25 protein-coding genes and 1 pseudogene are annotated in these 25,613 nt (G+C 67.6%); 17 read left to right on the top strand and 9 right to left on the bottom strand.

What is annotated here, in order from left to right; all coding sequences use genetic code 11:
* A pseudogene (locus I55_RS37510) lies at positions 1 to 201 on the top strand (short-chain dehydrogenase); the annotation flags it as partial.
* A gap of 27 nt (positions 202 to 228) precedes the next feature.
* On the opposite strand, the gene I55_RS31770 reads toward I55_RS37510, so the two are convergent.
* The 3 genes from I55_RS31770 to I55_RS31760 form a co-directional block, all read right to left on the bottom strand.
* On the bottom strand, positions 229 to 930 hold the full coding sequence (locus I55_RS31770) for an FkbM family methyltransferase (protein WP_159107315.1): 702 nt from the start codon (positions 928 to 930) through the stop codon (positions 229 to 231).
* A 168-nt stretch (positions 931 to 1,098) separates the two neighbouring features.
* Complete coding sequence (locus tag I55_RS31765) at positions 1,099 to 2,316, bottom strand: aminotransferase class V-fold PLP-dependent enzyme (RefSeq protein ID WP_044564731.1); 1,218 nt, start codon at positions 2,314 to 2,316, stop codon at positions 1,099 to 1,101.
* 4 nt (positions 2,317 to 2,320) lie between these two features.
* Entirely contained in the window at positions 2,321 to 2,779 is a 459-nt protein-coding gene (locus tag I55_RS31760) for a RidA family protein (protein ID WP_044564730.1), read from the bottom strand.
* 140 nt (positions 2,780 to 2,919) lie between these two features.
* Between I55_RS31760 and I55_RS31755 the strand changes: the two genes are divergently transcribed.
* On the top strand, positions 2,920 to 3,840 hold the full coding sequence (locus tag I55_RS31755; protein WP_044564737.1) for a LysR substrate-binding domain-containing protein: 921 nt from the start codon (positions 2,920 to 2,922) through the stop codon (positions 3,838 to 3,840).
* Between the two features lie 41 nt (positions 3,841 to 3,881).
* On the opposite strand, the gene I55_RS31750 is transcribed toward I55_RS31755, so the two are convergent.
* The gene (locus tag I55_RS31750; protein WP_252181390.1) at positions 3,882 to 4,553 is read right to left on the bottom strand and encodes a class I SAM-dependent methyltransferase; all 672 of its coding nucleotides are present in this window, start codon (positions 4,551 to 4,553) and stop codon (positions 3,882 to 3,884) included.
* A 289-nt stretch (positions 4,554 to 4,842) separates the two neighbouring features.
* Entirely contained in the window at positions 4,843 to 6,729 is a 1,887-nt protein-coding gene (locus tag I55_RS31745) for an ABC-F family ATP-binding cassette domain-containing protein (RefSeq protein ID WP_044564729.1), read from the bottom strand.
* Positions 6,730 to 6,859: 130 nt separating this feature from the next.
* Between I55_RS31745 and I55_RS31740 the strand changes: the two genes are divergently transcribed.
* The 11 genes from I55_RS31740 to I55_RS31690 all read left to right on the top strand — a co-directional run bounded on the left by I55_RS31740 (position 6,860) and on the right by I55_RS31690 (position 18,600).
* Positions 6,860 to 7,207 carry a type II toxin-antitoxin system prevent-host-death family antitoxin gene (locus tag I55_RS31740; RefSeq protein ID WP_044564728.1) on the top strand — a complete coding sequence of 116 codons (348 nt, stop codon included), beginning with the start codon at positions 6,860 to 6,862 and terminating at the stop codon, positions 7,205 to 7,207.
* A gap of 20 nt (positions 7,208 to 7,227) precedes the next feature.
* Positions 7,228 to 7,845: a hypothetical protein gene (locus tag I55_RS31735; protein ID WP_199902791.1), complete on the top strand. Its 618-nt coding sequence runs from the start codon at positions 7,228 to 7,230 to the stop codon at positions 7,843 to 7,845.
* Positions 7,846 to 7,986: 141 nt separating this feature from the next.
* Positions 7,987 to 8,409, top strand: coding sequence for a nucleoside-diphosphate kinase (gene ndk / locus I55_RS31730; protein ID WP_044564726.1), 423 nt, complete (start codon positions 7,987 to 7,989; stop codon positions 8,407 to 8,409).
* A gap of 424 nt (positions 8,410 to 8,833) precedes the next feature.
* On the top strand, positions 8,834 to 10,114 hold the full coding sequence (locus tag I55_RS31725; RefSeq protein WP_307718740.1) for an aspartate aminotransferase family protein: 1,281 nt from the start codon (positions 8,834 to 8,836) through the stop codon (positions 10,112 to 10,114).
* 203 nt (positions 10,115 to 10,317) lie between these two features.
* Positions 10,318 to 11,598 (top strand): NAD(P)-dependent oxidoreductase, encoded by a 1,281-nt coding sequence (locus I55_RS31720; RefSeq protein WP_044564724.1) that lies wholly within the window; start codon positions 10,318 to 10,320, stop codon positions 11,596 to 11,598.
* A 17-nt stretch (positions 11,599 to 11,615) separates the two neighbouring features.
* The gene (gene preA, locus I55_RS31715; protein WP_044564723.1) at positions 11,616 to 12,902 is read left to right on the top strand and encodes an NAD-dependent dihydropyrimidine dehydrogenase subunit PreA; all 1,287 of its coding nucleotides are present in this window, start codon (positions 11,616 to 11,618) and stop codon (positions 12,900 to 12,902) included.
* A 17-nt stretch (positions 12,903 to 12,919) separates the two neighbouring features.
* Positions 12,920 to 14,176, top strand: coding sequence for a Zn-dependent hydrolase (locus tag I55_RS31710; protein WP_044564722.1), 1,257 nt, complete (start codon positions 12,920 to 12,922; stop codon positions 14,174 to 14,176).
* A 51-nt stretch (positions 14,177 to 14,227) separates the two neighbouring features.
* On the top strand, positions 14,228 to 14,905 hold the full coding sequence (locus tag I55_RS31705; protein WP_252181389.1) for a TetR/AcrR family transcriptional regulator: 678 nt from the start codon (positions 14,228 to 14,230) through the stop codon (positions 14,903 to 14,905).
* 190 nt (positions 14,906 to 15,095) lie between these two features.
* The gene (gene hydA, locus I55_RS31700) at positions 15,096 to 16,556 is read left to right on the top strand and encodes a dihydropyrimidinase (RefSeq protein ID WP_044564720.1); all 1,461 of its coding nucleotides are present in this window, start codon (positions 15,096 to 15,098) and stop codon (positions 16,554 to 16,556) included.
* A 116-nt stretch (positions 16,557 to 16,672) separates the two neighbouring features.
* Positions 16,673 to 18,148 carry an NCS1 family nucleobase:cation symporter-1 gene (locus I55_RS31695; protein ID WP_044564719.1) on the top strand — a complete coding sequence of 492 codons (1,476 nt, stop codon included), beginning with the start codon at positions 16,673 to 16,675 and terminating at the stop codon, positions 18,146 to 18,148.
* 101 nt (positions 18,149 to 18,249) lie between these two features.
* The gene (locus tag I55_RS31690; protein ID WP_044564718.1) at positions 18,250 to 18,600 is read left to right on the top strand and encodes a tRNA-binding protein; all 351 of its coding nucleotides are present in this window, start codon (positions 18,250 to 18,252) and stop codon (positions 18,598 to 18,600) included.
* Between the two features lie 149 nt (positions 18,601 to 18,749).
* Here the strand turns inward: I55_RS31690 and I55_RS31685 are convergent, their stop codons facing one another.
* Positions 18,750 to 18,977, bottom strand: coding sequence for a hypothetical protein (locus I55_RS31685; RefSeq protein ID WP_044564717.1), 228 nt, complete (start codon positions 18,975 to 18,977; stop codon positions 18,750 to 18,752).
* 102 nt (positions 18,978 to 19,079) lie between these two features.
* The gene (locus I55_RS31680; protein WP_044564716.1) at positions 19,080 to 20,594 is read right to left on the bottom strand and encodes an FAD-dependent oxidoreductase; all 1,515 of its coding nucleotides are present in this window, start codon (positions 20,592 to 20,594) and stop codon (positions 19,080 to 19,082) included.
* Between the two features lie 124 nt (positions 20,595 to 20,718).
* On the opposite strand from I55_RS31680, the gene I55_RS31675 reads away from it, so the two are divergent.
* Complete coding sequence (locus I55_RS31675; protein ID WP_044564715.1) at positions 20,719 to 21,177, top strand: MarR family winged helix-turn-helix transcriptional regulator; 459 nt, start codon at positions 20,719 to 20,721, stop codon at positions 21,175 to 21,177.
* A 14-nt stretch (positions 21,178 to 21,191) separates the two neighbouring features.
* The gene (locus I55_RS33750) at positions 21,192 to 21,542 is read left to right on the top strand and encodes a hypothetical protein (RefSeq protein ID WP_049974705.1); all 351 of its coding nucleotides are present in this window, start codon (positions 21,192 to 21,194) and stop codon (positions 21,540 to 21,542) included.
* 26 nt (positions 21,543 to 21,568) lie between these two features.
* On the opposite strand, the gene purN is transcribed toward I55_RS33750, so the two are convergent.
* Together purN and purM are read right to left on the bottom strand one after the other, a co-directional pair.
* Entirely contained in the window at positions 21,569 to 22,240 is a 672-nt protein-coding gene (gene purN / locus I55_RS31665) for a phosphoribosylglycinamide formyltransferase (protein WP_044564714.1), read from the bottom strand.
* Positions 22,228 to 23,295 (bottom strand): phosphoribosylformylglycinamidine cyclo-ligase, encoded by a 1,068-nt coding sequence (purM, locus tag I55_RS31660; protein WP_044564713.1) that lies wholly within the window; start codon positions 23,293 to 23,295, stop codon positions 22,228 to 22,230. The genes purN and purM overlap by 13 nt, the downstream gene beginning before the upstream one ends.
* A gap of 143 nt (positions 23,296 to 23,438) precedes the next feature.
* Here purM and I55_RS31655 point away from each other — a divergent pair, with 143 nt between their 5' ends.
* Both I55_RS31655 and I55_RS31650 read left to right on the top strand, forming a co-directional pair.
* Complete coding sequence (locus tag I55_RS31655; protein WP_083901597.1) at positions 23,439 to 24,671, top strand: DUF2066 domain-containing protein; 1,233 nt, start codon at positions 23,439 to 23,441, stop codon at positions 24,669 to 24,671.
* Positions 24,672 to 24,759: 88 nt separating this feature from the next.
* A partial coding sequence (locus I55_RS31650) for an AI-2E family transporter (RefSeq protein ID WP_252181388.1) occupies positions 24,760 to 25,613 on the top strand: 854 nt, incomplete at its 3' end.

The following is a 25,613-nucleotide window of genomic DNA, read 5'->3' as shown; positions in this document are numbered from 1 at the left end:
CGCATGACCGCGGTGAACAGCTTCCCTATGCCCTTCCTGATGGACGCGGACAAGGCGGCGCGCATCGTCATTGGCGGGCTGGCCGCCAACCGGGCGCGCGTCGCCTTCCCCTGGCCCACCTACGCCGTGTCCTGGTTGCTGGGTGTGCTGCCGCCAGGGTGGACCGATGCCCTGTTGGCCCAGGCGCCCCGGAAGATCTGAGGTGCCGGCCGGGGCGGCCAGCCGCGATCAGCGCGACGTCTTGCTCAGATCGACGAAAATGTAGGTGATCTGCGCCACGGCGGCCAACTTGTAGCCGTTGGCGCACAGGTAGGCGACCGTGGGGTCGGTACCCAGTGCCAGTATGTCGACGCCGAACAGCTCGATGCTGATGACGGAGGGGCGGAAGCGGCTGAGGTCCAGGTCCGCCAGGACTTGCCGGTCGAACCCTTCCAGGTCGATGTTCATGTAGTCGATGGACTGGCCCGCAGGGAGGCTTTCCTCAAGGATCTGGTTGATCGTCTTAACCGGGACGACCCTGGTCCCGACCAACTGGCGCCCCATCCTCTTCCATTCTTCGGCCGTTTCCACACTCAGGGTGTTGGTGCCGGCGCTGTCGAATTGATGATAGACCAGCTCTCCCGCTTCCGTGCCGACACCGCAGCACACCTTGACGTCTTCCGGATAGGCGGCATTGAATAGCTCGATGGCGTCCGGATTGGCGTCGATATGGATGCCGGTCCACTTCAGCATCTTCAGGAGTCTGGTATTTGACGCGTGTGTCGGATGATAGGCGCCGGCATCAACAAAGAAGCCCTGATATGCTTTCTTTATTTCGTATAACAATATATTTATAATAATAACGTCTTCACCAACCTGGGAATAAGTGATCTTTGTGTTTGCGTTTCGCACAATATCAAAATACTGATGAGCTGGAAATTCCTCCAGCATTGGCAGACGTATCATTGTATATTTTCCCCATTCGCATATTTATAAATTCATGCCAAAGGCATATCGCCGCATTCCAATTGCGGATTAAGATAGCAATAATGTAAAAATATTTCAACTTCGGCGCGTGAGAAATGGCGCCCGTTCTCATGTATTTTGTGGGGAAGGCCTTTAGCGGTTCAGTGTCGCGACCGCATTGGCCAGCCGGTCCAGTTCCGCCTCGGTCGTGAGGTAACTGACGGAGGCGCGGGCGATTTCGGTCAGGCCGCGCGCCGTCATGTCCAGCGGGGTATAGGGCACGCCGTTGGCGCCCAGGGTCAGGCCGTGTTCCATCAGCCGGGCGCGCACCGCCGACCCCGCCAGGCCGTCGACGGTGAAGGACACGAGGCCGCTGCGGGTCTCCGGATCACCAATGTCCCGCACGGTGACGCCGGGAAGGGCGGCGAGACGCTGGCGCAGGCCCTGGGCCAGGTGATGGATGCGGGTGCGGATATTGTCCACGCCCAGGGTCAGGGCCAGGTCCAGCGCGCTGCCCAGGCCCAGCAACAGGGCCACCGACGCCTCCGCCGATTCCAGGCGGCGGGCGTCGTCCCGGATGGTGGCGGGGCCATGGTCTGCCCCTAAATCCGAGGGCCAGGGCGATGATTGCACGTCCAGCCAGGCGGGCGCGACCTTGTCCAGAAAGTCGCGGCGCACATACAGCAGGGCGGTGCCGCGCGGGCCGCGCAGGTGCTTGCGGCCCGGCGCCTTCAGCATGTCGCAGCCCAGGGCCCGCACGTCCGCCGGGATCTGGCCCACCACCTGCGCCGCGTCGATGACATAGGGCACGCCGGCCGCCCGCGCCACCCGGCCCACGGCGGCGGCGTCGTTGACCAGGCCGCCATTGGCCGCCCCCCAGGTCAGGCTGATCAGCCGCACCCGGTCGTCGATCTGGTTGGCCAGCGCGTCGGCGTCGACGCGGCCGTCGTCCAGGCTGGGGATGAGCTCCACCACGGCACCGGCGCGGGCGGCCTTGTCGCGCAGGGTGGTCAGGTTGCCACCCCATTCCTGCCGGCCCACCAATACGCGGTCACCGGGGCGCAAGGGCGGCAGGCTGGCGATGGCGGTGCCCCAGGCGGCGGAACCCCCGGTGGCGAAGGCGATCTCCTCCGAATCGGCGTTCAGCAGGGTGGCCGCCGCCGCGCGTGCCCTGGCCACGCCGTCGGCCGCCATCACCGCCGCCTCCATGGGGCCGACCCGGGCCTCAAGCTCCAGATGCTGGGTGATGGCCGCCAGGGTCTGGCGGGACGACAGGCTGGCGCCGGCGTGGTTGAAATGGACCTGGGGCCCGCCGCAGCCGGGGGTGTCGGCGCGCAGGCCGGCGACGATGGCGTCCGTCAGCATCGGCATGGGATCACTCCGCCAGTTCAACAATGGCATCGACCTCCACCGCCGCGCCGCGGGGCAGGGCGGCGGCACCAACGGCGGAGCGGGCATGGCGGCCGGCATCGCCGAACACCGCCACCATCAGGTCCGACGCGCCGTTGGCGACCAGCGGCTGCCGCGTGAAGTCCGGCGCGCTGGCAATGAAGACCGTCAGCTTGGCCACCTGGCGCACCCGGGCCAGGTCGTCACCCGTCGCCTTGGCGATGTGGGCGATGACGTTGAGGGCGGCGGCCCGCGCCGCGTTCACGCCATCTTCCACCGACACCGCGTCCCCCAGCCGTCCCTGGGCGCCCGCCGGGTCGATCTGCCCCGCCACGAACAGCAGGGGGCCAGCCCTGGTGGTGGAGACATAGTTGGCGGCGGGGCTGGACGGCTGGGGGAGGGTCAGGCCCAGCGACTGGACCTTGTCGGCGATGGAGGCTGGCATGGCGGTGGCGATTCCTTCGGGGGCGGAATTCATTGATGTGGAGCCAGGATGACCGCCGGCCAGGGTTGGCGCCAATTCAAAGATGCCGGGATCGGCGATCGATCTGGCTCATGTCTCAAAGGCCGGCTACAGTGGCGTTCATGCGCCTGTCCCCCGCCTTGCCGCCCCTGTCGGCCCTGCGCGCCTTCGAGGCGGCGGGCCGGCTGCTCAGCTTCCGCCAGGCGGGTGAGGAACTGCTGATCACCCAGAGCGCCGTCAGCCATCACATCCGCCAGTTGGAGGACAGCCTGGGCATCGCCCTGTTCGTCCGCCACGCCCGGGGTGTTACGCTGACGGAGGCCGGCACCCGCTATCTGGCCGGGGTGCGCCAGGCTTTCGGCCTGATTACGGAGGCCACGCGTGAGGCGCGGGGGCGGGCGGCGCGGCGGGGGCTGACGGTCAGCATGGTGCCCTCCTTCGCCGCCAACTGGCTGGCCCCCCGCCTGGGCCGCTTCACCGCCGCCCATCCCGACATCGACCTGATGCTGGATCCGACGCTGCGCAAGGTGGACGTGGCCGGAGGGGAGGCCGACTTAGGGGTCCGCTACGGTCCTGGCCCTCAACCGGGCGAGGGGCTGGCGGGCCGCCTGCTGCATGTGGATCGCCTGGCGCCGGTGGCCGCGCGTCCGCTGCTGGGGCGGGGGCCGGTCATTGAATCGCCGGCCGATCTTCTGGCCCACCCGTTGCTGTACACCCTGCGCCCTTTTGAATGGCGCGCCTGGGCCGATGTGGCGGGACTGGATTTGAGTGCCGCCCGTACCCTGCAGCTGACCGACTACAACATCGCCCTGCAGGCGGCGGTGGACGGCCAGGGCATCGCCATGGGCCGTGAGCTGCTGATCGGGGAACGGATACGTTCGGGCCAGCTGGTCCGCCTGTTTCCGGAGATCGTGGTTGAGACGCCGCGGGTCGCCCATTGGCTGGTCTGGGCGGAGGGGCGCCCGATGACGTCGGCCATGACGGCCTTCATGGACTGGATCATCGCCGAAGTGGCGCGCCCGATCACGGCTCCGGCATCCTGAGCCCTACAAGGCCCAGGCCGCGTCCAGGCCGCCGAGGCGGACTAACCCCTGGTGTAGCCCCATACCGCCGCCGGCGGGATGTTGGACATGGCCCAGCCCAGGCGCTTGCCGGTCAGGTTCAGGGCCTGGCGGCGCAGGGGGGAGCGCAGGGAATAGGTGAAGGACAGGAACTGGCGCCCAGGCGGCATGACGGCGTAGGCCTCATCCATGATCTGGCGCTGGGCCTCGGCCGGAATCAGGATCATGGGAATGCCGCAGACGATGGTGCCGACCCGGCCCACCCACTGGGGGGGCAGCAGGGTGCGCACATCCTTCACATCGCCCAGCAGCACGGTGACGCCGGGAAACTTGGCCGTCATGTAGGCGTGCAGTTCCTTGTCGCGCTCGATGACGAACAGGCGCGAGGCGGGGATGCCCGAGTCCAGCAGGGCGCGGGTGATGGCGCCGGTGCCGCCACCGTATTCCACCACGATCTCATCGGCGTCGCGCCGCACATGGCGGGCCATCAGCCGGCCCAGCGACGGGGCCGATGGGGTGATGGAGGCGATGCCGACAGGGTTGGCGGCCCAGCGGCGGAAGAACAGCCAGGCGGGGTTCTCATGGGCCGGGTTGTGCGGCCGGGGACCATGCCCACGCGGATGGCCGCTCTTGGCGCTTGCCCGGGCGGCGAATTTCTTGCCGTTCAAGGTCGTTTCGGCGCGATCGGTCGGCATGGTTCAGGCGTTCCTCAGCATCGGCATTCCAGCGGCGGCGCGCGACCCATGGCGATATGCCGGGAGGGACGCAGGGCTGTTCAGGTCGGACCTCAAGGGCCCCAGGCCCCCGAAACAAGTGCATGCACGGAACATAGGGGCAGAGATGGCATGCACCGCCCCGTTTTGCAATGACGGGTGTGTTACACCCCGGTTTCCGTTACGCAATTCCCGATTAGACTTTAGGCGCGGGGTGCGGCAGAGGGGCGCAGAGCAGTGGGGCGCGGAGGGGATGAGCATGGGCGGACGGCTAAGCTCCAGCCGCCATGGCCTCTTCCAGCTGTTCCGACAGGGTCAGCCAGGTCTCCTCCGCCGCCTCCAGGTCCTTCTGCACCTGGCCCAGCTCGATCTGCAGCTTGGTCACGGCCTCCTTGGGGCCCTGGTACAGGGCGGGGTCGGCCAGCTTCTCATCGAGCTTGGCCTTCTTGGCGCCCAGTTGGCTCATGCGCTTTTCCGCGTCTTCCACCTTGCGGCGCAAAGGCGCCAGCTGTTGGCGCAGTTCCGCCGCCGCGCGGCGTTCCTCCTTGCGGTCGCGGGTGGCCGCGGGGGTGACATCGCGGGACGCGCTGTCGCTGCGCCGCTGGTCCAGCAGCCAGGCGCGGTATTCGTCCAGGTCCCCCTCATAGGGCTTGCAGGTGCCATCGGCTACCAGCCACAGCCGGTCGGCCGTCAATTCCACCAGATGCGGGTCGTGGCTAATGAGGATGACGGCGCCCTGGTAGCCGTTGATGGCCTCCACCAACGCCTCGCGGCTGTCGATGTCCAGATGGTTGGTCGGTTCGTCCAGCAGCAGGATGCCCGGCGCCTCCCGGCTCATCAGGGCGAACAGCAGCCGGGCCTTCTCCCCGCCCGACAGGTCGCGGATCAGCGTGTCGGCCTTCACCTGGGGGAAGCCGAAGCGGCCCAGGTGGTTGCGCACCTGCTGTTCGACGGCGCCCTTCATGGCGGCCTGGGTCTGCTGCACTGGTGTCCAGGCCAGGTTCAGCTCCTCCGCCTGGTGCTGGGCGAAATAGCCGACCTTCAGCTTGGAGGATCGTCGAACCTCACCCCCCATGGGGGCCAGCCGGCCGGCCAGCATCTTCACCAGCGTGGACTTGCCGTTGCCGTTGGCGCCCAGCAGGGCGATGCGGTCCTCGGGGTCGATGCGCAGGTTCAGGTTGCGCAGGATGGCCTTGTCGCCATAGCCGACGACGGCGCCGTCCATGTTGATCAGCGGTGGCGACAGTTCCTCGGGCGAGGGGAAGTCGAACCGGGTGCGGTGTTCCTCCAGCACGGTGATGGCCGGGCCCAGCTTCTCCAGCGCCTTCAGGCGGCTTTGCGCCTGCTTGGCCTTGGTGGCCTTGGCGCGGAAGCGGTCCACGAAGTCCTGCATGTGCTTGCGCTGGGCCTCCTGCTTGGCCGATTGGGCCTTCAGGTTCTCCAGCTTGGCGGCGCGCACGGCGACGAACTGGTCGTAGCCGCCGCTGTAGGAGGTCAGCTTCTGCTGGTCCAGGTGGATGGTCGTGGTCGGGACTTTGTTCAGCAGCTCGCGGTCGTGGCTGATCAGCAGGATGGTGTGGGGATAGTTCTTGAGATAGCTCTCCAGCCACACCGTCGCTTCCAGGTCCAAATGGTTGGTCGGCTCGTCCAGCAGCAGCAGGTCGGGCTGGGTGAACAGCACGCCGGCCAGGGCCACGCGCATGCGCCAGCCGCCGGAGAAGTCGGCGCAAGGCCGCTGCTGCGCCGCCGCGTCGAAGCCCAGGCCGGACAGGATCTGCGCCGCCCGCGCCTCCGCCGAATGGGCGCCGATGTCGGCCAGCCGGGTGTGGATGTCGGCGATGCGCGTGGGGTCGGTGGCGGTCTCGGCCTCCGCCAGCAGGGCCGTGCGTTCCGTGTCCGCCGCCATGACCGTGTCCAGCAGGCTGGTGGCCCCCGCCGGCACCTCCTGCCGCACCATGCCCATGCGTACCCCGCCCGGCAGGCTGATCTCCCCGCCGTCGGGGTGCAGTTCGCCGGCGATCAGCTTGAACAGCGTGGACTTGCCCGTGCCGTTGCGCCCCACCAGGGCCACTTTGTGGCCCTTGGGCACGACGACGGAGGCCTGGTCCAGAAGGGTGCGGCCGGCGATGCGGTAGGTGAGGTCGGTGATGGTCAGCATGGCCGCCCTCTTAGCATGGGCGGGGGCGGGATGGCAGGGGGCAGCGTCGTCATTCAGGTCTGCGGTAGGGACTGTACGCCGTCCCTGCAATGTACATAATGTACGTTATGTAACTATTGGAGTTGGCGTCATGGCCGCGAAGCGATCCAACCTTTATGCTTTGCCCCGGCGCAACGCCACCCAGGTGCGCAGCCGCTGGGCGGAGGTGGCGCGGGAAGTCCAAGCCGGCGGCAGCGTGGCCATCACCAACCATGACCGGGTTGAAATGGTGCTGGTGTCAGCTGAGGAATATGACCGGCTGGTGACCAGGGCTGCCAGCGGTCTCGCTTACCAGCAATCCGTTCTGGCCCGCTTGACGGCACAATTCGATGCCGAGTTGGCCATCCTGCAGGAACCTGATGCGGCGGATCGACTTGAACAACTGCTGTCAGTTCAAGGGCAGGGCAAAATCCGGCCTAAGGCCGGCCCTTCGTATTGACGATGGGACGGCCTTTCCTCGTGGTCCTGGCCGGTGTGAACGGTGCCGGCAAAAGCTCGGTCGGAGGCGCGTTGCTGGCCGAATATCGCTTACCGTTCTTCAATCTGGACGCCATGGCCCACCAATTGGTCGCCGAGACGGGGGTGGGATGGAATGCCGCGAACGCGCAGGCTGGCCGTTATGGGCTGGCATCTTTGCGCCGGGCGGTGACGGGTGGAACAAGCTACGCGTTTGAGACGACACTGAGCGGAAATGCCATTCCGTTTCTATTGCGGGAAGCTGCAGCCACCCATCGGATCGTCGTCTTTTACTGCGGATTGGAAACGGTGGAACTGCACCTGCAGCGGGTGGCGCGACGCGTCGCCAATGGCGGTCATGCCATCCCGGATGCCATAGTACGAGAGCGCTGGTTTACCTCCCGCGCTAATCTGATCCGCCTTCTGCCGATCCTCAGCCGCCTTCAGGTTTTCGACAACAGTCGTACAGTCGCCGCGGATGGTGACATCCCGCCGGCACGGTTGCTGTTGGACATGCGCAATCGTGAAATTTTTGTGCCGCCGCCGGGTGACGTGGCGGCATTGCTTTCCCTCCCTGACTGGGTGAAACCGATTTTTCAGGCGGCGCGCGACCTTGCATAAGGCGGGGCGTGCCGGAACGGGCTGCCAGCCTTGCGGTTGTGCGGGGAATGTCTCAAGCGAAGGGCGTTGCGGCCCCGCGTGTGCCCGTATATAACGCCGCCACTTTAGAGATTCCCTACTCAAATCCCAGGAGATCCGGCCATGGCCGTCGAACAGACCTTCTCGATCATTAAGCCCGACGCCACCCGTCGCAACCTGACCGGCAAGATCAACGCCAAGTTCGAGGAAGCCGGCCTGCGCATCGTCGCGCAGAAGCGCATCCAGATGACCAAGCAGCAGGCCGAGAAGTTCTACGAAGTCCACGCCGCCCGTCCGTTCTACGGTGAGCTGGTGTCCTTCATGATCTCCGGCCCGGTGGTCGTCCAGGTCCTGGAAGGCGAGAACGCCGTGCTGGCCAACCGTGAGATCATGGGCGCCACCAACCCGGCCAACGCCGCCGAGGGCACCATCCGCAAGGAATTCGCGGAATCGATCGAAGCCAACTCCGTCCACGGCTCCGATAGCCTGGAGAACGCGAAGATCGAGATCGCCTACTTCTTCGCCGGCTCCGAGATCGTCGGCTGATCGCCGGCGTCACGGATGATGCTTAAGGGAAAGCGGCTCCGGGCCTTCCGGGGCCGCTTTTCTTTTGGGCGCGCTGTGGCCGCTTCCGGGGTCGCGGCGCCGGCGACAGAGGTTTAGGGGCATGGAACCGGCGGGATTTTGCCGTTAAATTGGGCAGAGGGGCACGCTGGCGCGGCCTTGCGCATTTTTCTGGCCGAACGGTCAAAAAAATCCTGACCAAATGGTCAAATTCGTGTCACCCTTCATTCCATAAATTGCGGCCTGTAGAATAGGGCCATGCCTGGCCGACAGGGGCTAGGCGCTTGCTGGGAGAGTGGCTTTGGCGCAGCGTCACGACGGTTTCGGCATTCATCCCTCCGTCCCCTTAGCGGCCCCCGATGGCCGGGGCTCCGGTGGCGTCCCGAACAATATGGACGCCTTCTGGATGCCGTTCACGGCCAACCGCCAGTTCAAGAAGGCGCCGCGCCTGTTCGTGGGCGCCAAGGACATGCACTACACCACCGATGATGGGCGCCAGGTGCTGGACGGCACCGCCGGCCTGTGGTGCGTGAACGCCGGCCATTGCCGGCCGGAAATCGTCAAGGCGGTGCAGGCCCAGGTGGCGGAGATGGACTACGCCCCCGCCTTCCAGATGGGCCACCCCGGCGCGTTCGAGCTGGCGGCGCAGCTGTCGGCCCTGCTGCCCACCGGCATGGACAAGGTGTTCTTCACCAACTCCGGCTCCGAATCCGTCGACACGGCGCTGAAGGTGGCGCTGGCCTACCACCGCGCCCGGGGGGAGGGGACGCGCACCCGCTTCATCGGGCGCGAGCGCGGCTACCACGGCGTGGGCTTCGGCGGCATCTCCGTCGGCGGCATCGTCACCAACCGCAAGTTCTTCGGCCCCATGCTGGCCGGTGTCGATCACCTGCCGCACACCCATGACAAGGCGCACCAGGCCTTCACCCAAGGGCAGCCGGAATGGGGCGCCCACCTGGCGGATGAGTTGGAGCGCATCGTCACCCTGCACGACGCCTCCACCATCGCCGCCGTGATCGTGGAGCCGGTGGCGGGATCGACCGGCGTGCTGCTGCCGCCCAAGGGCTATCTGGAAAAGCTGCGGGCCATCTGCGACCGCCACGGCATCCTGCTGATCTTCGATGAGGTCATCACCGGCTTCGGTCGCCTGGGCGCGCCCTTCGCCACCGACTATTTCGGCGTGGTGCCGGACATCATCACCGCGGCCAAGGGCCTGACCAACGCCACCGTCCCCATGGGGGCCGTGTTCTTCAAGAACGAAATCTACGACGCCTTCATGACCGGGCCGGAGAACGCCATCGAGCTGTTCCACGGCTACACCTATTCCGGCCACCCGCTGGCCACCGCCGCCGGCCTGGCCACCCTGAAGATCTACAAGGACGAGGGGCTGCTGACCCGGGGGGCGGAACTGGCCGCCTATTGGCAGGAGGCGGCGCATTCCCTGCGCGGCCTGCCGCATGTGATCGACATCCGCAACCTGGGCCTGATCGCCGGTATCGAGCTGGAGCCCATCGCCGGCAAGCCCACGGCGCGGGCCTTCGACGCCTTCCTGCGGGCCTTCGACAAGGGCCTGCTGATCCGCACCACCGGTGACATCATCGCCCTGTCGCCGCCGCTGATCATTGAGAAAAGCCACATCGACCAGTTGTTCGGCATCCTGGCCGACGTGCTGCGCGACTTGCCGTGAAGGATGGACCCGCCTACGGGCATGGGCGGGTCCGAAAACACCGCGTTGAAAAATAAGTATCGAAAATAGAAAGAAACGAAGGCATACGCCTGCGACACGCGTACCTCTGGAACAGGGCCGCCGGGATTGCACGACCGATCCGGCGGAACAAAGGACGGGAGCAGTAGATGAGTGGCGTAAACGGGGCCGCCCATGGAGCCAGCTTGAGCTTGGACCATGACCTGGTCTCCCCCTTCACCGCCTTGCAGGCCATGGCGGAAAGCAGCCGGTGCCTGTATTGCTATGAGGCCGCCTGCGTGACGGCCTGCCCCACGTCCATCGACATTCCGGGCTTCATCCGCAAGATCGGCACCGGCAACGTCAAGGGTGCCGCCCGCACCATCCTGGACGCGAACATCATGGGCGGCACCTGCGCCCGCGCCTGCCCGACCGAGGTGCTGTGCGAACAGGCCTGCGTCCGCAACAAGGCGGAGGGCGAGCCGGTGCTAATCGGCCGCCTGCAGCGCTACGCCACCGACGTGCTGTTCAAGGCGGGCGTGCAGCCCTTCACCCGCCAGGCCCCCACCGGAAAGCGCGTGGCCGTGGTCGGGGCCGGACCGGCGGGCCTGGCCTGCGCCCACCGCCTGGCCATGCTGGGCCACGAGGTCACGGTGTTCGAGGCCCGGGCCAAGGCCGGTGGCCTCAACGAATACGGCTTGGCCGCCTACAAGATGGTCGATAACTTCGCGCAGCGCGAGGTGGACTTCATCCTGTCCCTGGGCGGCATCACGCTGAAGACGGGTGCCGCGCTGGGCCGCGATGTCACGCTGGCCGAACTGCGCCAGGACTTCGACGCGGTTTTCCTGGGCCTTGGCCTTGCCAGCACCAACACCTTGGGCGTGGTGGGCGAGAATCTGGCCGGTGTGGCCGACGCCGTGGACGTCATCGCGGCGCTGCGGCAGAAGTCCGCCCCGCCGGTGGCCCTGGCCGGCCGCCGCGTCGTGGTCATCGGCGGCGGCAACACGGCGGTGGACGCCGCCATCCAGTCGCTGTGCGCCGGCGCCGAGGAGGTCACCATCGCCTATCGCCGCGGCACGGCGGAGATGGGGGCCACCGGGCATGAGCAGGACCTGGCCCGCACCCAGGGTGTGGTGCTGCGCACCTGGCTGGCGCCGCGTGAAATCCTGGACATCGGCGGCGCCGTCAGCGGCGTCACGCTGGAGCGCATGGCGCTGGAGGCCGGGCGCCTGGTCGGCACGGGGGAGAGCGTGACCATCCGCTGCGACGTGGTGCTGAAGGCCGTGGGCCAGAAAATGGCGCCCGGCGGCCTGGACGGCCTGGCCCTGGCCAGCGGCCGCATCCAGGTGGACGCGACCCTGGCCACCAGCCTGCCCGGCGTCTACGCCGGTGGCGATTGCGTCAAGAGCGGTGAGGATCTGACCGTCCAATCCGTGGCGGACGGCAAGGCGGCGGCCTTCGCCATCGACGCCTATCTCAAGGCTTGAGCAGGGGAGACAGGACCATGGCCGATCTCAGCGGCACCATCGCCGGCATCAAATCGCCCAACCCGTTCTGGCTGGCCTCCGCCCCGCCCACGGACAAGGAATACAACGTCGTCCGCGCCTTCAAGGCTGGCTGGGGCGGCGTGGTGTGGAAGACCCTGGGCGAGGATCCGCCCGTGGTGAACGTCAGCAGCCGCTATGGCGCCCTGCTGGACAGCCGCCGCAACCTGATCGGCTTCAACAACATCGAGCTGATCACCGACCGTCCGCTGGAGGTCAACCTGCGGGAGATCGCGGCGGTGAAGAAGGCCTGGCCCGACCGCGCCATGGTCGTCTCGCTGATGGCGGTGATGACGGAGGAGGCGTGGGCCGGCCTGGCCCGCCGGGTCGAGCCCACGGGCGCCGATGGGCTGGAGCTGAACTTCGGTTGCCCCCACGGCATGTGTGAGCGCGGCATGGGCTCCGCCATCGGCCAGGTGCCGGAAATGGTGGAGCAGGTGACCCGCTGGGTGAAGAACGCGACCCGCCTGCCGGTGATCGTGAAGCTGACGCCCAACATCACCAACGTGCTGTGGTCGGCGGAAGCGGCCAAGCGCGGCGGCGCCGACGCCGTGTCGCTGATCAACACCATCAACTCCATCGCCTCGGTCGATTTGGACGCCATGGCGCCCACCCCCACGGTGGGCGGCAAGGGCACGCACGGCGGCTATTGCGGCCCGGCGGTGAAGCCCATCGCCCTCAACATGGTGGCGGAAATTGCACGCAATCCGGACACGCGGGGCCTGCCCATTTCCGGCATCGGCGGCATCGGCAGCTGGCGCGACGCGGCGGAATTCCTGGCCCTGGGCTGCGGCAGTGTCCAGGTCTGCACCGCCGCCATGGTCTATGGCTTCCGCATCGTGGAGGACATGATCGACGGCTTGTCGGCCTGGATGGACGAGAAGGGCTACCGCAGCCTGGCCGACTTCCAGGGCCGCGCCGTGCCCAACGTCGTCAACTGGAACGACCTGAACATGAACTTCGTCACCAAGGCGAAGATCGACAAGGATTTGTGCATCGACTGCGGCCGCTGCCACATCGCGTGCGAGGACACCTCCCACCAGGCCATCCGCATCCTACCCGGCGACGGCAAACGCCTGTTCGAGGTGGTCGATGAGGAGTGCGTGGGCTGCAACCTGTGCGCCCATGTCTGCCCCGTGCCGGACTGCATCACCATGCACGAGCAGGAGACGGGACGGCCCTACATGACCTGGCCGGAGCATCCGCAGAACCCCGCCCGTGTCCTGCCGCCCAAGGCCGCCGAATAAGCTGGAGCGTTTGCGATATGAGCACGGAAGCAAAATTCGGAACGAACGTCGCCATCAACGGCAGCCGCCTGTGGGACAGCCTGATGGAGATGGCGAAGATCGGTGCCACGCCCAAGGGTGGCGTTTGCCGTCTGGCCTTGACCGACCTGGACAAGCAGAGCCGCGACCTGTTCGTGAAGTGGTGTGAAGACGCCGGCTGCACCATCACCGTGGACGCCATTGGCAACATCTTCGCCCGCCGCCCCGGGCGTAACAACGCGCTGCCGCCCATTCTTATGGGCAGCCACCTGGACAGCCAGCCCACGGGTGGCAAGTTCGACGGTGTCTATGGCGTGCTGGCGGGGCTGGAGGTGGTGCGGACCCTGAACGACCTAAACTATCAGACCGAGGCGCCCATCGAGGTGGTGGCCTGGACCAACGAGGAAGGCTCCCGCTTCGCACCGGCCATGGTGGCGTCGGGTGTGTTCGCCGGCACCTTTGATTTGGAATACGGCCTGTCGCGCAAGGATTTGAACGGCAAGACCATGGGGGAGGAGTTGGCCCGCATCGGCTACGCTGGCGACGCCCCCATCCGAGGCCGCGATCTCGGCGCCTATTTCGAGGCGCATATCGAACAGGGCCCCATCCTGGAGGCGGAGGACAAGACCATCGGCGTGGTCACCGACTGCCAGGGCCAGCGGTGGTATGAGATAACGTTCACGGGCCAGGAGGCCCACGCCGGCCCCACGCCCATGAGCCGCCGGCGCGACGCCCTGCTGGGCGCCGCCCGTGTCGTCGAGGCGGTGAACGCCATCGGCCTGGAACATGCGCCCCTGGCCTGCGCCACCGTCGGCCTGATGCAGATCCACCCCAATTCCCGTAACGTCATTCCCGGCCGCGTCTTCTTCACCGTGGACTTCCGCCACCCGGACGACGCCGTGCTGGCGGAGATGGATGGCAAGCTGCGTAACGCGGTTACACGAGTCGCGGAAGAGATCGGCCTCGAAACGGAATTCGAGCAGATCTGGTACTACGCGCCGGTGAAGTTCGACGCTGGTTGCGTGGAGGCCGTGCGCGGCGCCGTGGCGGAATTGGGCTACAGCAACCGCGACATGGTGTCCGGGGCGGGGCATGACGCCTGCTATCTGGCCCGTGTGACCCCAACATCGATGATCTTCATTCCTTGTGTGGACGGCATCAGCCATAACGAGATCGAGCATGCGCACCCGGAATGGTGCGAAGCCGGATGCAATGTCCTGTTGCGGGCCGTGGTGGCGAAGGCCGACGCCAGCTGACCCGCGTTTGATCAAGGGTTGGGAGTACACATGGCGCAGGCGTCAGGGGGAGTGACCCGGAAGGAAAAGGCGGGGGGTGCGGTACGGGCGGACGCGTCGGCCGCGGCGCCCGAAGGTGGCATTCGGCGGGAGAATCTGCGACGCATCCTGACGGCGGCTGAACAGGTGTTCGCCGAGCAGGGCTACGGCGGCGCCACCACGGCCGCCATCGCCCTGCGCGCCGGCCTGCCCAAGGCCAACGTGCACTATTATTTCAGCACCAAGCGCGACCTCTATCGCGCCGTGCTGGCCGACATCCTGAAGCAGTGGCTGGACCCGCTGGCCCATGTCACGCCGGACAGCGACCCGGCCCAGGCGCTGGCGGGCTATATCCGCGCCAAGATGCGGGCGACGCGCGACCGGCCGGTGGTGTCCAAGGTCTTCGCCGGTGAGATCATCCACGGCGCCGAGGAGATCTGGGGCTTCCTGACCGCCGACCTGAAGAGCCTGGTGGATGAGAAGGCGGCGGTGCTGGACGGCTGGATCGCCGAGGGCCGCATGGCGCCGGTGGATACCCGGCATTTCTTCTTCTTCATCTGGGCGGTGACGCAGCATTACGCCGACTTCGACGCCCAGGTGCGGGCCGTGCTGGGCCGCAAGAAACTGACCCGCCGCGACTTCGACGCCATCACGGCGGAGGTCGTGCGCTTCATCCTGCGCGGCGCCGGGCTGTCGCTGCCCGCCGCCTGAATCATGCAACGATATGAGGCCAGTGCCTCATGTCGTTGTAGGCCCCGACTGGGGCCGCCGCAGATTTCCGGGAAGCGTCAGCGGACTGGAAATCGAGGAAGCCAAGCCGCCGGATGGCGGCGCCCGGCACCTGAGGGGGCATTTGATCGGCTACGATCAAATGCCATTACGAAAGAATGGAGATGCCGTCATGACCACCCCCTCTAGCGCCCGCACCTTGATCCGGGGTGGCACCGTGGTCACCGCCGACCAGACCTTCCGCGCCGATGTCTATGCCGAGGACGGGGTGATCAAGGCGGTGGGGCCGGATCTGGAGGTGCCGGCGGGCGCCACGGTGGTGGACGCCGGCGGCTGTTACGTCATGCCCGGTGGCATCGATCCGCACACCCACATGCAGCTGCCCTTCATGGGCACGGTGGCCAGCGACGATTTCTACACGGGCACGGCGGCGGGCCTGGCCGGCGGCACCACCATGATCATCGACTTCGTCATCCCCAACCCCAAGCAGAACGTGATGGAGGCTTACCGCACCTGGCGCGGCTGGGCGGAAAAGGCGGCGGCCGACTATTCCTTCCACGTCGCCATCACCTGGTGGGATGACAGCGTGCACGCCGACATGGGCACCCTGGTGCGCGACCATGGCGTGAACAGCTTCAAGCACTTCATGGCCTACAAGAACGCCATCATGTGCGATGACGAGGTGCTGGTGAACAGCTTCACCCGCGCCCTAGAACTGGGCGCCATGCCCACCGTCCACGCCGAGAACGGCGAGCTGGTGTTCCAGCTGCAGAAGCAGTTGCTGGCCCAGGGCCTGACCGGCCCCGAGGCCCACCCCCTGTCCCGCCCCACGGCGGTGGAGGGGGAGGCGGCGAACCGCGCCATCCAGATCGCCAAGGTGCTGGGCGTGCCGCTCTACATCGTGCACGTCAGCTGCCGCGAGGCGTTGGAGGCGATCGCGCGCGGCCGCATGGATGGCCACCGCGTCTATGGCGAGGTGCTGGCCGGCCACCTGCTGGTGGATGACAGCGTCTATCGCCACCCGGACTTCGACGTGGCGGCCGCCCATGTGATGAGCCCGCCTTTCCGGCCCAAGGAGCATCAGGCGGCCCTGTGGCACGGCCTGCAGGCCGGCACCCTGCACACCACCGCCACCGACCATTGCTGTTTCTGCGCCCCCCAGAAGGCCGCCGGCCGCCATGACTTCACCCGCATCCCCAACGGGACGGGCGGGGTGGAGGATCGCATGGCGGTGCTGTGGCACCACGGGGTGAACAGCGGCCGGCTGACCATGAACGAATTCGTGAAGGTGACGTCGGCCAACGCCGCGCAGATCTTCAACATCTATCCGCGCAAGGGATCGGTGGCCGTGGGTGCCGACGCCGATCTGGTGGTGTGGGATCCGGAAGCGACCAAGACCATCTCCGCCAAGACCCATCACCAGAACGTGGACTACAACATCTTCGAGGGCATGCAGGTGCGGGGCCTGCCGCGGGTGACGCTGACCGCAGGGCAGGTCGCCTGGCAGGATGGCGACCTGCGGGCCGTGCGCGGTGCCGGCCGCTATGTCAACCGCCCGGCCTTCGCCCCTGGCTTTGACGCCGCCGCCAAGCGGCGCGAGACGCTGAAGCCAGTCGCCGTAGAGCGGAACTGACGATCCTGTCCGCCCTGTGGACGGCAAATGGCGGAGAAGCGGGACAAAAAGCAAAAATAAGTCACAGGGTGGAATAGCCCCGGAGGGCGGATAACGAATAAACGGGGACAACGGGCATGAGCACGGCTGCGGACGTGGGGGCCGGCGTCGACACGGCGTCGGACATCTGGAACGAAGACCTGGCGCCGGTGGACGCCAGCCATCGCACCTGGCGCTGGGTGCATTTCGCCGCCCTGTGGGTGGGCATGGTGATGGGCATTCCGGCCTATATGCTGGCGTCGGGCCTGATCGAGCAGGGCATGTCGGCCTTCCAGGCGGTGGGGGCCGTGCTGGTGGGTAATCTGATCGTGCTGGTGCCGATGCTGTTGGTCGGCCACTCGGGTGCCAAGTACGGCGTGCCCTTCGCCGTCCTCATCCGGTCCTCATTCGGGGTGCGGGGCAACAAGCTGCCGGCGCTGCTGCGCGCGCTGATCGCCTGCGGCTGGTTCGGCATCCAGTGCTGGGTGGGCGGCAACGCCATCTATGCCGTGGGCAACATTCTGACGCGCGGCGCCTTGGAGGGGCCGGTGCTGGGTTGGATCGGCATCAATGCCGGCCACTTGGTCTGCTTCTTCATCTTCTGGTCGCTGCACCTCTATTTCATCGCCAAGGGGCCGGAATCGGTCCGCTGGGTCGAAACGGTGACCGCGCCGCTTAAGATTCTGATCGTCCTGGCCCTGCTGTGGTGGGCGTATGACAAGGCCGGCGGCTTCGGCAGCCTGCTGTCCGCCCCGTCGCAGTTCGGTCCTGGTGCCGCCAAGGAAGGGCAGTTCTGGGTGGTCTTCCTGCCCAGCCTGACGGCCATGGCGGGATATTGGTCCACGCTGGCGATCAATATTCCCGACTTCACCCGCTTCGCCCGCAGCCAGCGCGACCAGTATGTGGGCCAAGCCATCGGCTTGCCCCTGCCCATGGCGGGGCTGGCCTATATCGGCGTGGCGGTGACGTCGGCCACGGTCATCGTCTATGGCAAAGCCATCTGGGATCCGGTTGACCTGGCTGGGCGGATGGAGGGCATCGCCGTCGCCATCGGCCTCGCCATCATCGTCATCGACACGCTGTGCGTGAACCTGGCGGCCAATGTGGTGGGGCCGGCCTATGACTTCGCCGCTATCTTCCCGCGCCATGTCAATTTTGCCCGGGGTGGCTACATCACCGCCGCCATCGGCATCGTGATGATGCCGTGGAAGCTGATCGAATCCACCCAGGGCTACATCTTCACCTGGCTGCTGGGCTATGGCGCGCTGCTGGGGCCGCTGCTGGGCATCATGCTGGCCGACTATTGGCTGGTGCGGCGCACGCGGCTGTCGATGGAAGGGCTGTTCGACGTGGACGGCCCCTATGCCTACACAGGCGGCTGGAACATGGCGGCGCTGATCGCCTTGGCCGTCTCCGTCCTGCCCAACGTTCCGGGCTTCCTGCACGTGGCGTTCCCCAGCCTGTTCGGCGGCGTGCCCGTGTTCTTCCAGGAAATCTACAACTACGCCTGGTTCATCGGCATGTTCATCAGCACGGTGGTGTACACGGCGCTGATGAAACGGACGGCTGCGTGATCCTGTGACCAAGTGGAGTCTTGGCCCAGGATTTGATGGCCTGGGCCAAGACTGTCGCCGTTATTCTTGCCATGATCGCCGCAGGACGTGAGGAGGGAAGGATGGCGGCGGAACCCCTGAAGCCACCGGTGGCGGTGGAGAGTTTCCTGAACCTGGACATCCGGGTGGGCCGGGTGGCGGAGGTGCAGCCCTTCCCCCGGGCGCGCAATCCGTCCTACAAGGTGGCAGTGGACCTGGGCGACTTGGGCGTCAAATGGTCCAGCGCCCAGATCACCCACTATGCCCCCGACGATTTGGTCGGCGCTCAGGTGGTCTGCGTCTGCAACTTCCCCCCGCGCAACATCGCCGGCTTCCAGTCTGAGGTGCTGATCCTGGGCGCCCGCAATGCCGAGGGCAACGTCATCGTGCTGACCCCCTGGTCGGCCGTGCCGCCGGGTGAGACGGTGTATTGACGTCTGATGTCCTGGACGCCGCGCCTGGGCGCCGGTCCGGTCTATGCCGCGGCGCTCACGGTCTCAAAACGCATCGGCGCCTTGCGCGACCTCGTGATGCACGAACCGCGGAAGGCGCCGATGGGAAAGCGGCCTGAGATGGGGGAAGGCTAGACCTTGCCCAGCAGCAGGGCCAGGACCAGGATGATGTCGCCGACGATCATCAGAAACATGGAGAAGCCCCAGCCGAGCGCGAAGTGCGCCAGGAACATCAGCAGCAGCAGGACGATGGAAATGATGCCCGCCTTCACGAAGCGGGTGAACGCATGCCAGCCGTCGGCATGTTCCTTGACCACACTGTCGCTGACCGCGACCGCACCGCTGTGAGCACCGGCCATATCACGCCCTCCCTTATTCCGAGACCAAACCCGTTTCATCCAGGTTATGCGCAAACATGGGGCCGCTGGCAAGGGGCCGCGTTGTTCGGTTAACGGTTCAGGTCACGCGCTGGTTGTGAGGCCCAGCCACTGGTCCAGCGTGTCGCGGATGGCGCCCGCGTCCTGGGAAAGGGCGGCGATATAGCCGTCCGGCCGGACCAGTAGCAGCGTGCCGGCGGCCAGGTCATAGCCGTCTCGGATGTGGCCGCCTTCATCCACCAGGTCGGCGGCCTGCCCACTGCCCTGTGGTGCCACGGTCAGGGTCTTCACTCCCGGCCGTGCCGCCGTCGCCAGCGTGGCGGCGTCCACCCCGTAGCCCAGCAGGGTGAAGTGCGGACCCTGATAGACATCGAACAGGCGGGTATGTGTGCCGTTTGCCGCCAGGCAGGGGGCATCGGGCGCCCGGTCGCCAGCCCGCACCCGGCCGGATTCGCCAGCGTTGGGGCGGCCGTCAGGGGCCAGCGGGCCGCCCCGGTAGGTCAGGTCTAGTTCCCGCGTCTCGCGGCCCCGGCGCATGCCCTCCGCCTGGCCCATCTGGCCCAGCAGCCGGCCGCTGAGGCCCAGGACGTGGGCAGCGATGGGGCGGCGCTCCGCCTCATAACTGTCCAGCAGGGTGTCCGGCGCGCCCCTCAGCACGGCCGCCAGTTTCCATCCCAGGTTATAGGCGTCCTGAACGCTGGTGTTCAGGCCCTGGCCGCCGGTGGGCGGGTGCACGTGGGCGGCGTCGCCGGCGATGAAGACGCGGCCGACGCGATAGCGGTCGGCCAGGCGCAGGTTGACGCGCAGGGTGGATAGCCAGGTGGGCCGCCCCACCACCAGGTCGTCGCGGCCGGTGCGGGTGCGGACCAGGTCGCGCACCAGGTCCCAGGTGGGCGTCACCTCATCCGCCACCTGGGCCACCATCTGGAACAGGTCGGTGCCGGCCAGCGGGCAGAGCGCCAACTGGGCGTCGGGCGTGTACCAGCGGTGCCAGGCATCGAAGCCCAGGCCGGCGATGGGCATGTCGCCGATGACCGCGCGGAAGGGCAGCGTTTCTCCTGGGAAGCCGATGTCCAGCGCATGGCGGACGAAGCTGCGGCCGCCGTCGGTGCCCACCAGATAACGGGCGCGTACCGTGACCTCCCCTTCCGGGGTGTGCAGCCGGGCGGTGACGCCGTCGGCATCCTGCTCAAAGCCTGTCAGCTCCGTGGCGAACGCCGGGGCATGGCCCGCCGCCGCCAGGTGGCGGCGCAGCACCGCCTCTGTCTGGAATTGCGGCACCATCAGCGGGTTGCCGTAGGGCTCCGCCGGGGTGGGGGGAGCCACCTCATGCACCTGGGTGCGGGCCGCCTGGCCCCCCTCATAGGTCACCACGGTGGGGTAGGGGCCGCCGACGGCCTGCAGGTCGGCCAGCACGCCCAGATCCTCGAACACTTCCAGGCTGCGGGGCTGCAGGCCCTTGCCGCGGGAGCCGGGGAAGGGGCTGGCGTTCCTCTCGATCAGGCGGAAGTCCACGCCCCGGCGGGCCAGGTCCAGCGCCAACGTAAGGCCGGCGGCGCCGGCGCCGACGATCAGGATGTCAGTGTCGAAGGGAGGCATGGGACTGATCCTTGTTTGTGTGCGTGATACACATATCTGGGCGTAAGCCTGGGCAATATGTGTGCATAATGCACATATACCGAACCCCTCGACGGCTGCCAAGAAAAATGTGCATAATGCACACATGAGAAACGACCTGCATGAAGCGCTGATGGATCTGGTGGGGGTGACCAACCGTCCCCAGCCGGACCAATACCTGTTGAACCTGGCCGGGGTGTCGCTGGAGCGGGCGCTGTTCCCCCTGTTGGTACGCATAGGCCTGCGTGGCCCCATCGGTGTGGTGGAACTGGCGGAACTGGCGGGCCGCGATCATTCCACGGTCAGCCGGCAGGTGGCGAAGTTGGAAAGCCTGGGCCTGGTACAGCGCCGGCCCGGCGCCACCGACGCCCGGGTGCGCGAGGCGGTGGCGACCCCCGCCGGCCAAGCCATGGTCGCGGCGATCGGCGAGGCGCGCAACCGCATGTACGCGGCCGTCCTGGCGGACTGGACGGAGGAGGACAAGACCACCCTGACCCGGCTGCTGCGCCGCCTGGCCGACCGCGCCAAGGAATGGGTGGCGGCTGGCGGCGGGACATCTCCTTAAACTTGGAGGAGGCGATGAGGCCACGCATACTCACCCTGTCCGCCATCACCCGGCGGGAGCGCCATCAGGCCACCCAGGCGGTTATCGACGCCATCACCGATGCCGGTGGCTGGCTGGCCGACAGCACGCAGTTCTCCAACATGGCGATGGCCTTGCGCTTCGCGGTGCCGGCGGCCGGGGTGGTGGCTTGGGCGGGGGCCCTGGCGGCGGCGGGGGTGCGTCTGGACACGGACAGCCAAGCCCGGCTGGCGGAGTGTGGCGCTTCCTGCCTCTCCCCGGATGCCGAGATCCCGGCCGCCTTGAACCTGACCTTCCTGCATGAGGAGCCTGATCTACGCCAGGCGGTGCCGGCGATTCCGGGCTAGAGTCATCCGCGTTAAACCAAGGGTTTTCAGGCGGGGTTCAGGACCGTCCCGGGCGTGGTCAGGGGGCCGGCCAGCACGGCGCGGTCGCCGTCCACCATCACTTGGCCCTGGGCGATCAGGCGCACGGCCAGGGGATAGAGCTGGTGCTCCGCCGCCAGCACGCGGTCCGCCAGAGTGTCGGCGGTGTCGCCCGCCCGCACCGGCACGGCGGCCTGGGCGACGATGGGGCCGCTGTCCACCGCGCTACGCACATAATGCACGGTGCAGCCGTGGAAGCGGACGCCCGCGTCCAGCGCCCGCTGGTGGGTATCGATGCCGGGGAAGGCCGGCAGCAGCGACGGGTGGATGTTGATCAGCCGGTCACGCCAATGGTCGACGAACCACGGTGACAGCAGGCGCATGAAGCCGGCCAGGCAGACCAAGCGCACGCCGGCATCCTCCAGCGCCTGGGTCATCGCCTGTTCGAACGCGGGCTTGTCGGCATAGTCCTTGTGCGGGATGGCCAGGGCGGGGACACCGGCGGCCCGCGCCCGCTCCAGCCCGGCGGCATCCGCCTTGTTGGCCAGGACCAGAGCCACCTCCGCCGGAAAATCCGGCGCCGATGTGGCGTCCAGCAAGGCCTGCAGGTTGCTGCCCCGGCCGGAAATGAGAACGCCCAGCTTGAGCTTGCCGGGCGTTCCTTCGGTCAGGAGTGCCATGCCTTGTCCGTGCCCGTCACCGTGACACGGTGGGCGGCGTCGGCGGCCACCGGCACGACGGTGCCGATGCGGGTGACGGTCTCGCCACCCTGGGTCAGCACCGATATCGCCTCATCCGCCTTGTCGGCGGGGACGACCACGGCCATGCCGATGCCGCAGTTGAAGGTGCGGGCCAGTTCCAGGTCGGCGATGGTGCCGACACCGGCCAGCCAGCGGAACACCGGCGGCAGGGTCCAGGAGGTCGCATCCAGGGTGACGCCCAGGCCGTCTGGCAGCACGCGCGGAATGTTCTCGATCAGGCCACCGCCGGTGATGTGGGCCATGGCCTTCACCAGGCCGGCGCGGACGGCAGCCAGCGTGCTCTTCACGTAAATCCGGGTGGGGGTCAGCAGCGCCTGGCCCAGGGTCTGGCCCGGGGCGAAGGGGGCCGCGTCCTCATAGCCGAGGCCGGAGACGGACACCAGCTTGCGCACCAGGGAATAGCCGTTGGAATGCACCCCGCTGGACGCCAGGCCCAGGACAACGTCGCCGGCGGCGACGCCGGCACCGGTCAGCACCTGGGTGCGTTCCACCGCGCCCACGGAGAAGCCCGCCAGGTCATAGTCGCCATCGGCGTACATGCCCGGCATCTCCGCCGTCTCACCGCCCACCAGGGCGCAGCCCGCCTGGCGGCAGCCCTCGGCGATGCCGGCGACGATGGCGCGGCCGGCGGCCACGTCCAACTTTCCGGTCGCGAAATAATCCAGGAACAGCAACGGCTCCGCGCCCTGGACCACCAGGTCGTTGACGCACATGGCCACCAGGTCGATGCCCACCGTGTCATGGTGCTTGGCGTCGATGGCGACCTTCAGCTTGGTGCCCACGCCGTCGGTGGTGGAGACCAGCAGCGGATCGGCGAAGCCGGCGGCGCGAAGGTCGAACAGGGCGCCGAAGCCGCCCAGGCCGGCGTCGGAACCGGTGCGCGCGGTGGACTTGGCCAGGGGCTTGATCGCCTCGACCAGGGCGTTGCCCGCGTCGATGTCGACACCGGCGTCCTTGTACGAATAGGTGCTTATGGCGTCCTCGCAGGGCCTGGGCTAAGAAGGGGCGTCCGTCCCGGGGGCCGGCCTTGACGCCGACGCCCGCGACCGTCCTGTCAGACGGTTCCGTGACCCGCCCGGGTTCGGCGCCGAACATAGCAATATCGGAAGGCTTTGCAATGCCACAGCACTGCATCCCCCTCTTGCGCCGAACCGGGTTTCGGGGCGCCCTTTTCCTGACGCTGGCCGCCGGCCTGATGGCCGGAACCGCCCGCGCGGAAGCGGGGCGGACGCAGGACGCCGCGGATCAGGTGTTCGTGGAACAGGGCGTGGAGGTGGACGTCACCGCCGGCAACGCCAACCAGGCCCGCGACCAGGCCATCCTGCAGGCCCAGCGCGAGGCCCTGGCGCGGCTGTTCCGCAAGCTGACCCCGGCCGCCGACGCCCGGCAACCCCCGGCCGTGGGCCAGGGGGAGCTGGAGGCCCTGGTGGCGGGCTTCGAGCTGGAGCAGGAGCGCGCCTCCTCCGTCCGCTACGTCGGCCGCTTCACCGTCCGCTTCCGCCCCGCCGCCGTGCGCCGCCTGTTGCAGCAGTATGGCGTGTCCTATGCCGAGATGATGGGCAAGCCCGCCCTGGTCTTGCCGCTGGACGCCACGGGGGCGGAACCCACATTGTGGACCGACGGCGCTTGGCGCCAGGCCTGGGTGCAGATGGGGGCCGTCGACGGGCTGGTGCCCGTGGCCCTGGCGGCGCCGGAGCCGGCCGACCAGAACGACCTGCCGGCGAAGGCGGCGCTGACCCCCGATGCCGCCGTGCTGGCCCGCATCGCCGCCCGCCATGGCGCCGGCCAGGTGGTGCTGGCCCGGCTGGAGGGCGATGCCGCCAAGGGGTACCAACTGACCCTCAGCACCTTCGTGCCGGGTGAGGGGCTTTCAGCGCCGGAAACGGTGCCGCAGGCGGCCTTCGCCCGCGCGCTGCCGTCTTCGGCCGATGCGCCGCCGACCGCTGCCGCCCCCCTGCCGCCCGCGCTGAATCAGGCCGTCGCCACCGTGGTGGACCGGGTGGAGGAGGGGTGGAAGCGCCGCGTGGTGGTGGACACCCACCAGACAGGCCAGTTTGCCGTGCGCGTGCCCCTGACCGACCTTTCCACCCTGGTGGAGGTGCGCCGCCGCCTGGCTGGTGTTCCCATGGTGACACAGGTGGACACCAGCGCGCTGAAGACCACGGAGGCCCTGCTGACCCTGACGGTGCTGGGCGACGTCGGCCACCTGAAGACGGCCCTGGCCCAGCGTGACCTGGTGCTGTCGGAACTGGACGCCGCCGCCCCAGTTCCGGCCCCGGTTCCGGCCGCCGGCCAGCCGGCCGCCCCGATGCCGGAGGCGCGCTACCAGATCAGCCTGGCGGGTTCCTGAGGGGGCGATGCCATAAGGCTGCCTGATTCCAGGGGCTTGTCTGTTACAGTTGCGCCTGGTGTATGACGTGGGGATGGTTGGGGGAACGATGGCGGAGACGCACGCGGGGCGACAGATACGGTTCTGGCTGATCGGCCTGGCCCTGGGGGTCGTCTGTATCTGGCTGCTGCGGGGGATGCTGCTGCCCTTCGTCGCCGGCATGGCCATCGCCTACCTGCTGGACCCCGTGGCCGATCGGCTGGAGGGCTTCGGCATGCCCCGCCTGGCGGCCACCTCCGTGGTGCTGCTGTCCTTCACCGTCGTGGTCGTGCTGGGCATCCTGCTGCTGGTGCCGCTGATCCAGCAGCAGGTCAGCCAACTGATCGAAAGCCTGCCGGCCATCATCACCTGGGCGCGGGATGAAAGCATGCAGCGCATCCGCAGCCTGATGGCGGCCTTGCCACCGGATGACATCGAGCGGCTGCGCGGTGCCGCCAGCGAATATGTCGGCACCCTGGTGGGCTGGGGTGCCGATTTCCTCAAGAACCTGTTCACCGGTGGCGCCGCCCTGTTCGGCGTCATTTCCCTGCTGTTCATCACGCCGGTGGTGGCCTTCTACCTGCTGCGCGACTGGGATCGCATGGTGGCCACCCTGGACGGCTGGCTGCCGCGTGAGCATGCGGAGGTGATTCGCGAGCAGTTGCGCGCGGTTGACCGGACGCTGGCCGGATTCGTGCGCGGCCAGGCCACCGTCTGCGTGGCGCTGGGCGCCTTCTATGCCGTGGCCATGACGGCGGTGGGCCTGAACTTCGGCCTGGTCATCGGCTTGATCGCCGGCCTGCTGTCCGTTTCCATAGGCATACCCGACAATGCACAGGGCCAGCAGCCCCGGCCACGCGATCCAAGAAAACACCCGGCGCATTTATCACCCATCACAAGGCGCCCGTTGAACGCGGCGCGAAG

Origin of the sequence: Azospirillum sp. B4, assembly GCF_000333275.1 — a bacterium.
Taxonomy (GTDB): domain Bacteria; phylum Pseudomonadota; class Alphaproteobacteria; order Azospirillales; family Azospirillaceae; genus Nitrospirillum.
This window is presented reverse-complemented; position numbering and strand designations above follow the sequence as displayed.

Coding starts and splice junctions, on each gene's coding strand:
- I55_RS31770 (WP_159107315.1), bottom strand. CDS start 930: ATGCTGGAGGAATTTCCAGCTCATCAGTATTTTGATATTGTGCGAAAC.
- I55_RS31765 (WP_044564731.1), bottom strand. CDS start 2,316: ATGCCGATGCTGACGGACGCCATCGTCGCCGGCCTGCGCGCCGACACC.
- I55_RS31760 (WP_044564730.1), bottom strand. CDS start 2,779: ATGCCAGCCTCCATCGCCGACAAGGTCCAGTCGCTGGGCCTGACCCTC.
- I55_RS31755 (WP_044564737.1), top strand. CDS start 2,920: ATGCGCCTGTCCCCCGCCTTGCCGCCCCTGTCGGCCCTGCGCGCCTTC.
- I55_RS31750 (WP_252181390.1), bottom strand. CDS start 4,553: ATGCCGACCGATCGCGCCGAAACGACCTTGAACGGCAAGAAATTCGCC.
- I55_RS31745 (WP_044564729.1), bottom strand. CDS start 6,729: ATGCTGACCATCACCGACCTCACCTACCGCATCGCCGGCCGCACCCTT.
- I55_RS31740 (WP_044564728.1), top strand. CDS start 6,860: ATGGCCGCGAAGCGATCCAACCTTTATGCTTTGCCCCGGCGCAACGCC.
- ndk (WP_044564726.1), top strand. CDS start 7,987: ATGGCCGTCGAACAGACCTTCTCGATCATTAAGCCCGACGCCACCCGT.
- I55_RS31725 (WP_307718740.1), top strand. CDS start 8,834: ATGCCGTTCACGGCCAACCGCCAGTTCAAGAAGGCGCCGCGCCTGTTC.
- preA (WP_044564723.1), top strand. CDS start 11,616: ATGGCCGATCTCAGCGGCACCATCGCCGGCATCAAATCGCCCAACCCG.
- I55_RS31710 (WP_044564722.1), top strand. CDS start 12,920: ATGAGCACGGAAGCAAAATTCGGAACGAACGTCGCCATCAACGGCAGC.
- hydA (WP_044564720.1), top strand. CDS start 15,096: ATGACCACCCCCTCTAGCGCCCGCACCTTGATCCGGGGTGGCACCGTG.
- I55_RS31695 (WP_044564719.1), top strand. CDS start 16,673: ATGAGCACGGCTGCGGACGTGGGGGCCGGCGTCGACACGGCGTCGGAC.
- I55_RS31690 (WP_044564718.1), top strand. CDS start 18,250: ATGGCGGCGGAACCCCTGAAGCCACCGGTGGCGGTGGAGAGTTTCCTG.
- I55_RS31685 (WP_044564717.1), bottom strand. CDS start 18,977: ATGGCCGGTGCTCACAGCGGTGCGGTCGCGGTCAGCGACAGTGTGGTC.
- I55_RS31680 (WP_044564716.1), bottom strand. CDS start 20,594: ATGCCTCCCTTCGACACTGACATCCTGATCGTCGGCGCCGGCGCCGCC.
- I55_RS31675 (WP_044564715.1), top strand. CDS start 20,719: ATGAGAAACGACCTGCATGAAGCGCTGATGGATCTGGTGGGGGTGACC.
- I55_RS33750 (WP_049974705.1), top strand. CDS start 21,192: ATGAGGCCACGCATACTCACCCTGTCCGCCATCACCCGGCGGGAGCGC.
- purN (WP_044564714.1), bottom strand. CDS start 22,240: ATGGCACTCCTGACCGAAGGAACGCCCGGCAAGCTCAAGCTGGGCGTT.
- I55_RS31655 (WP_083901597.1), top strand. CDS start 23,439: ATGCCACAGCACTGCATCCCCCTCTTGCGCCGAACCGGGTTTCGGGGC.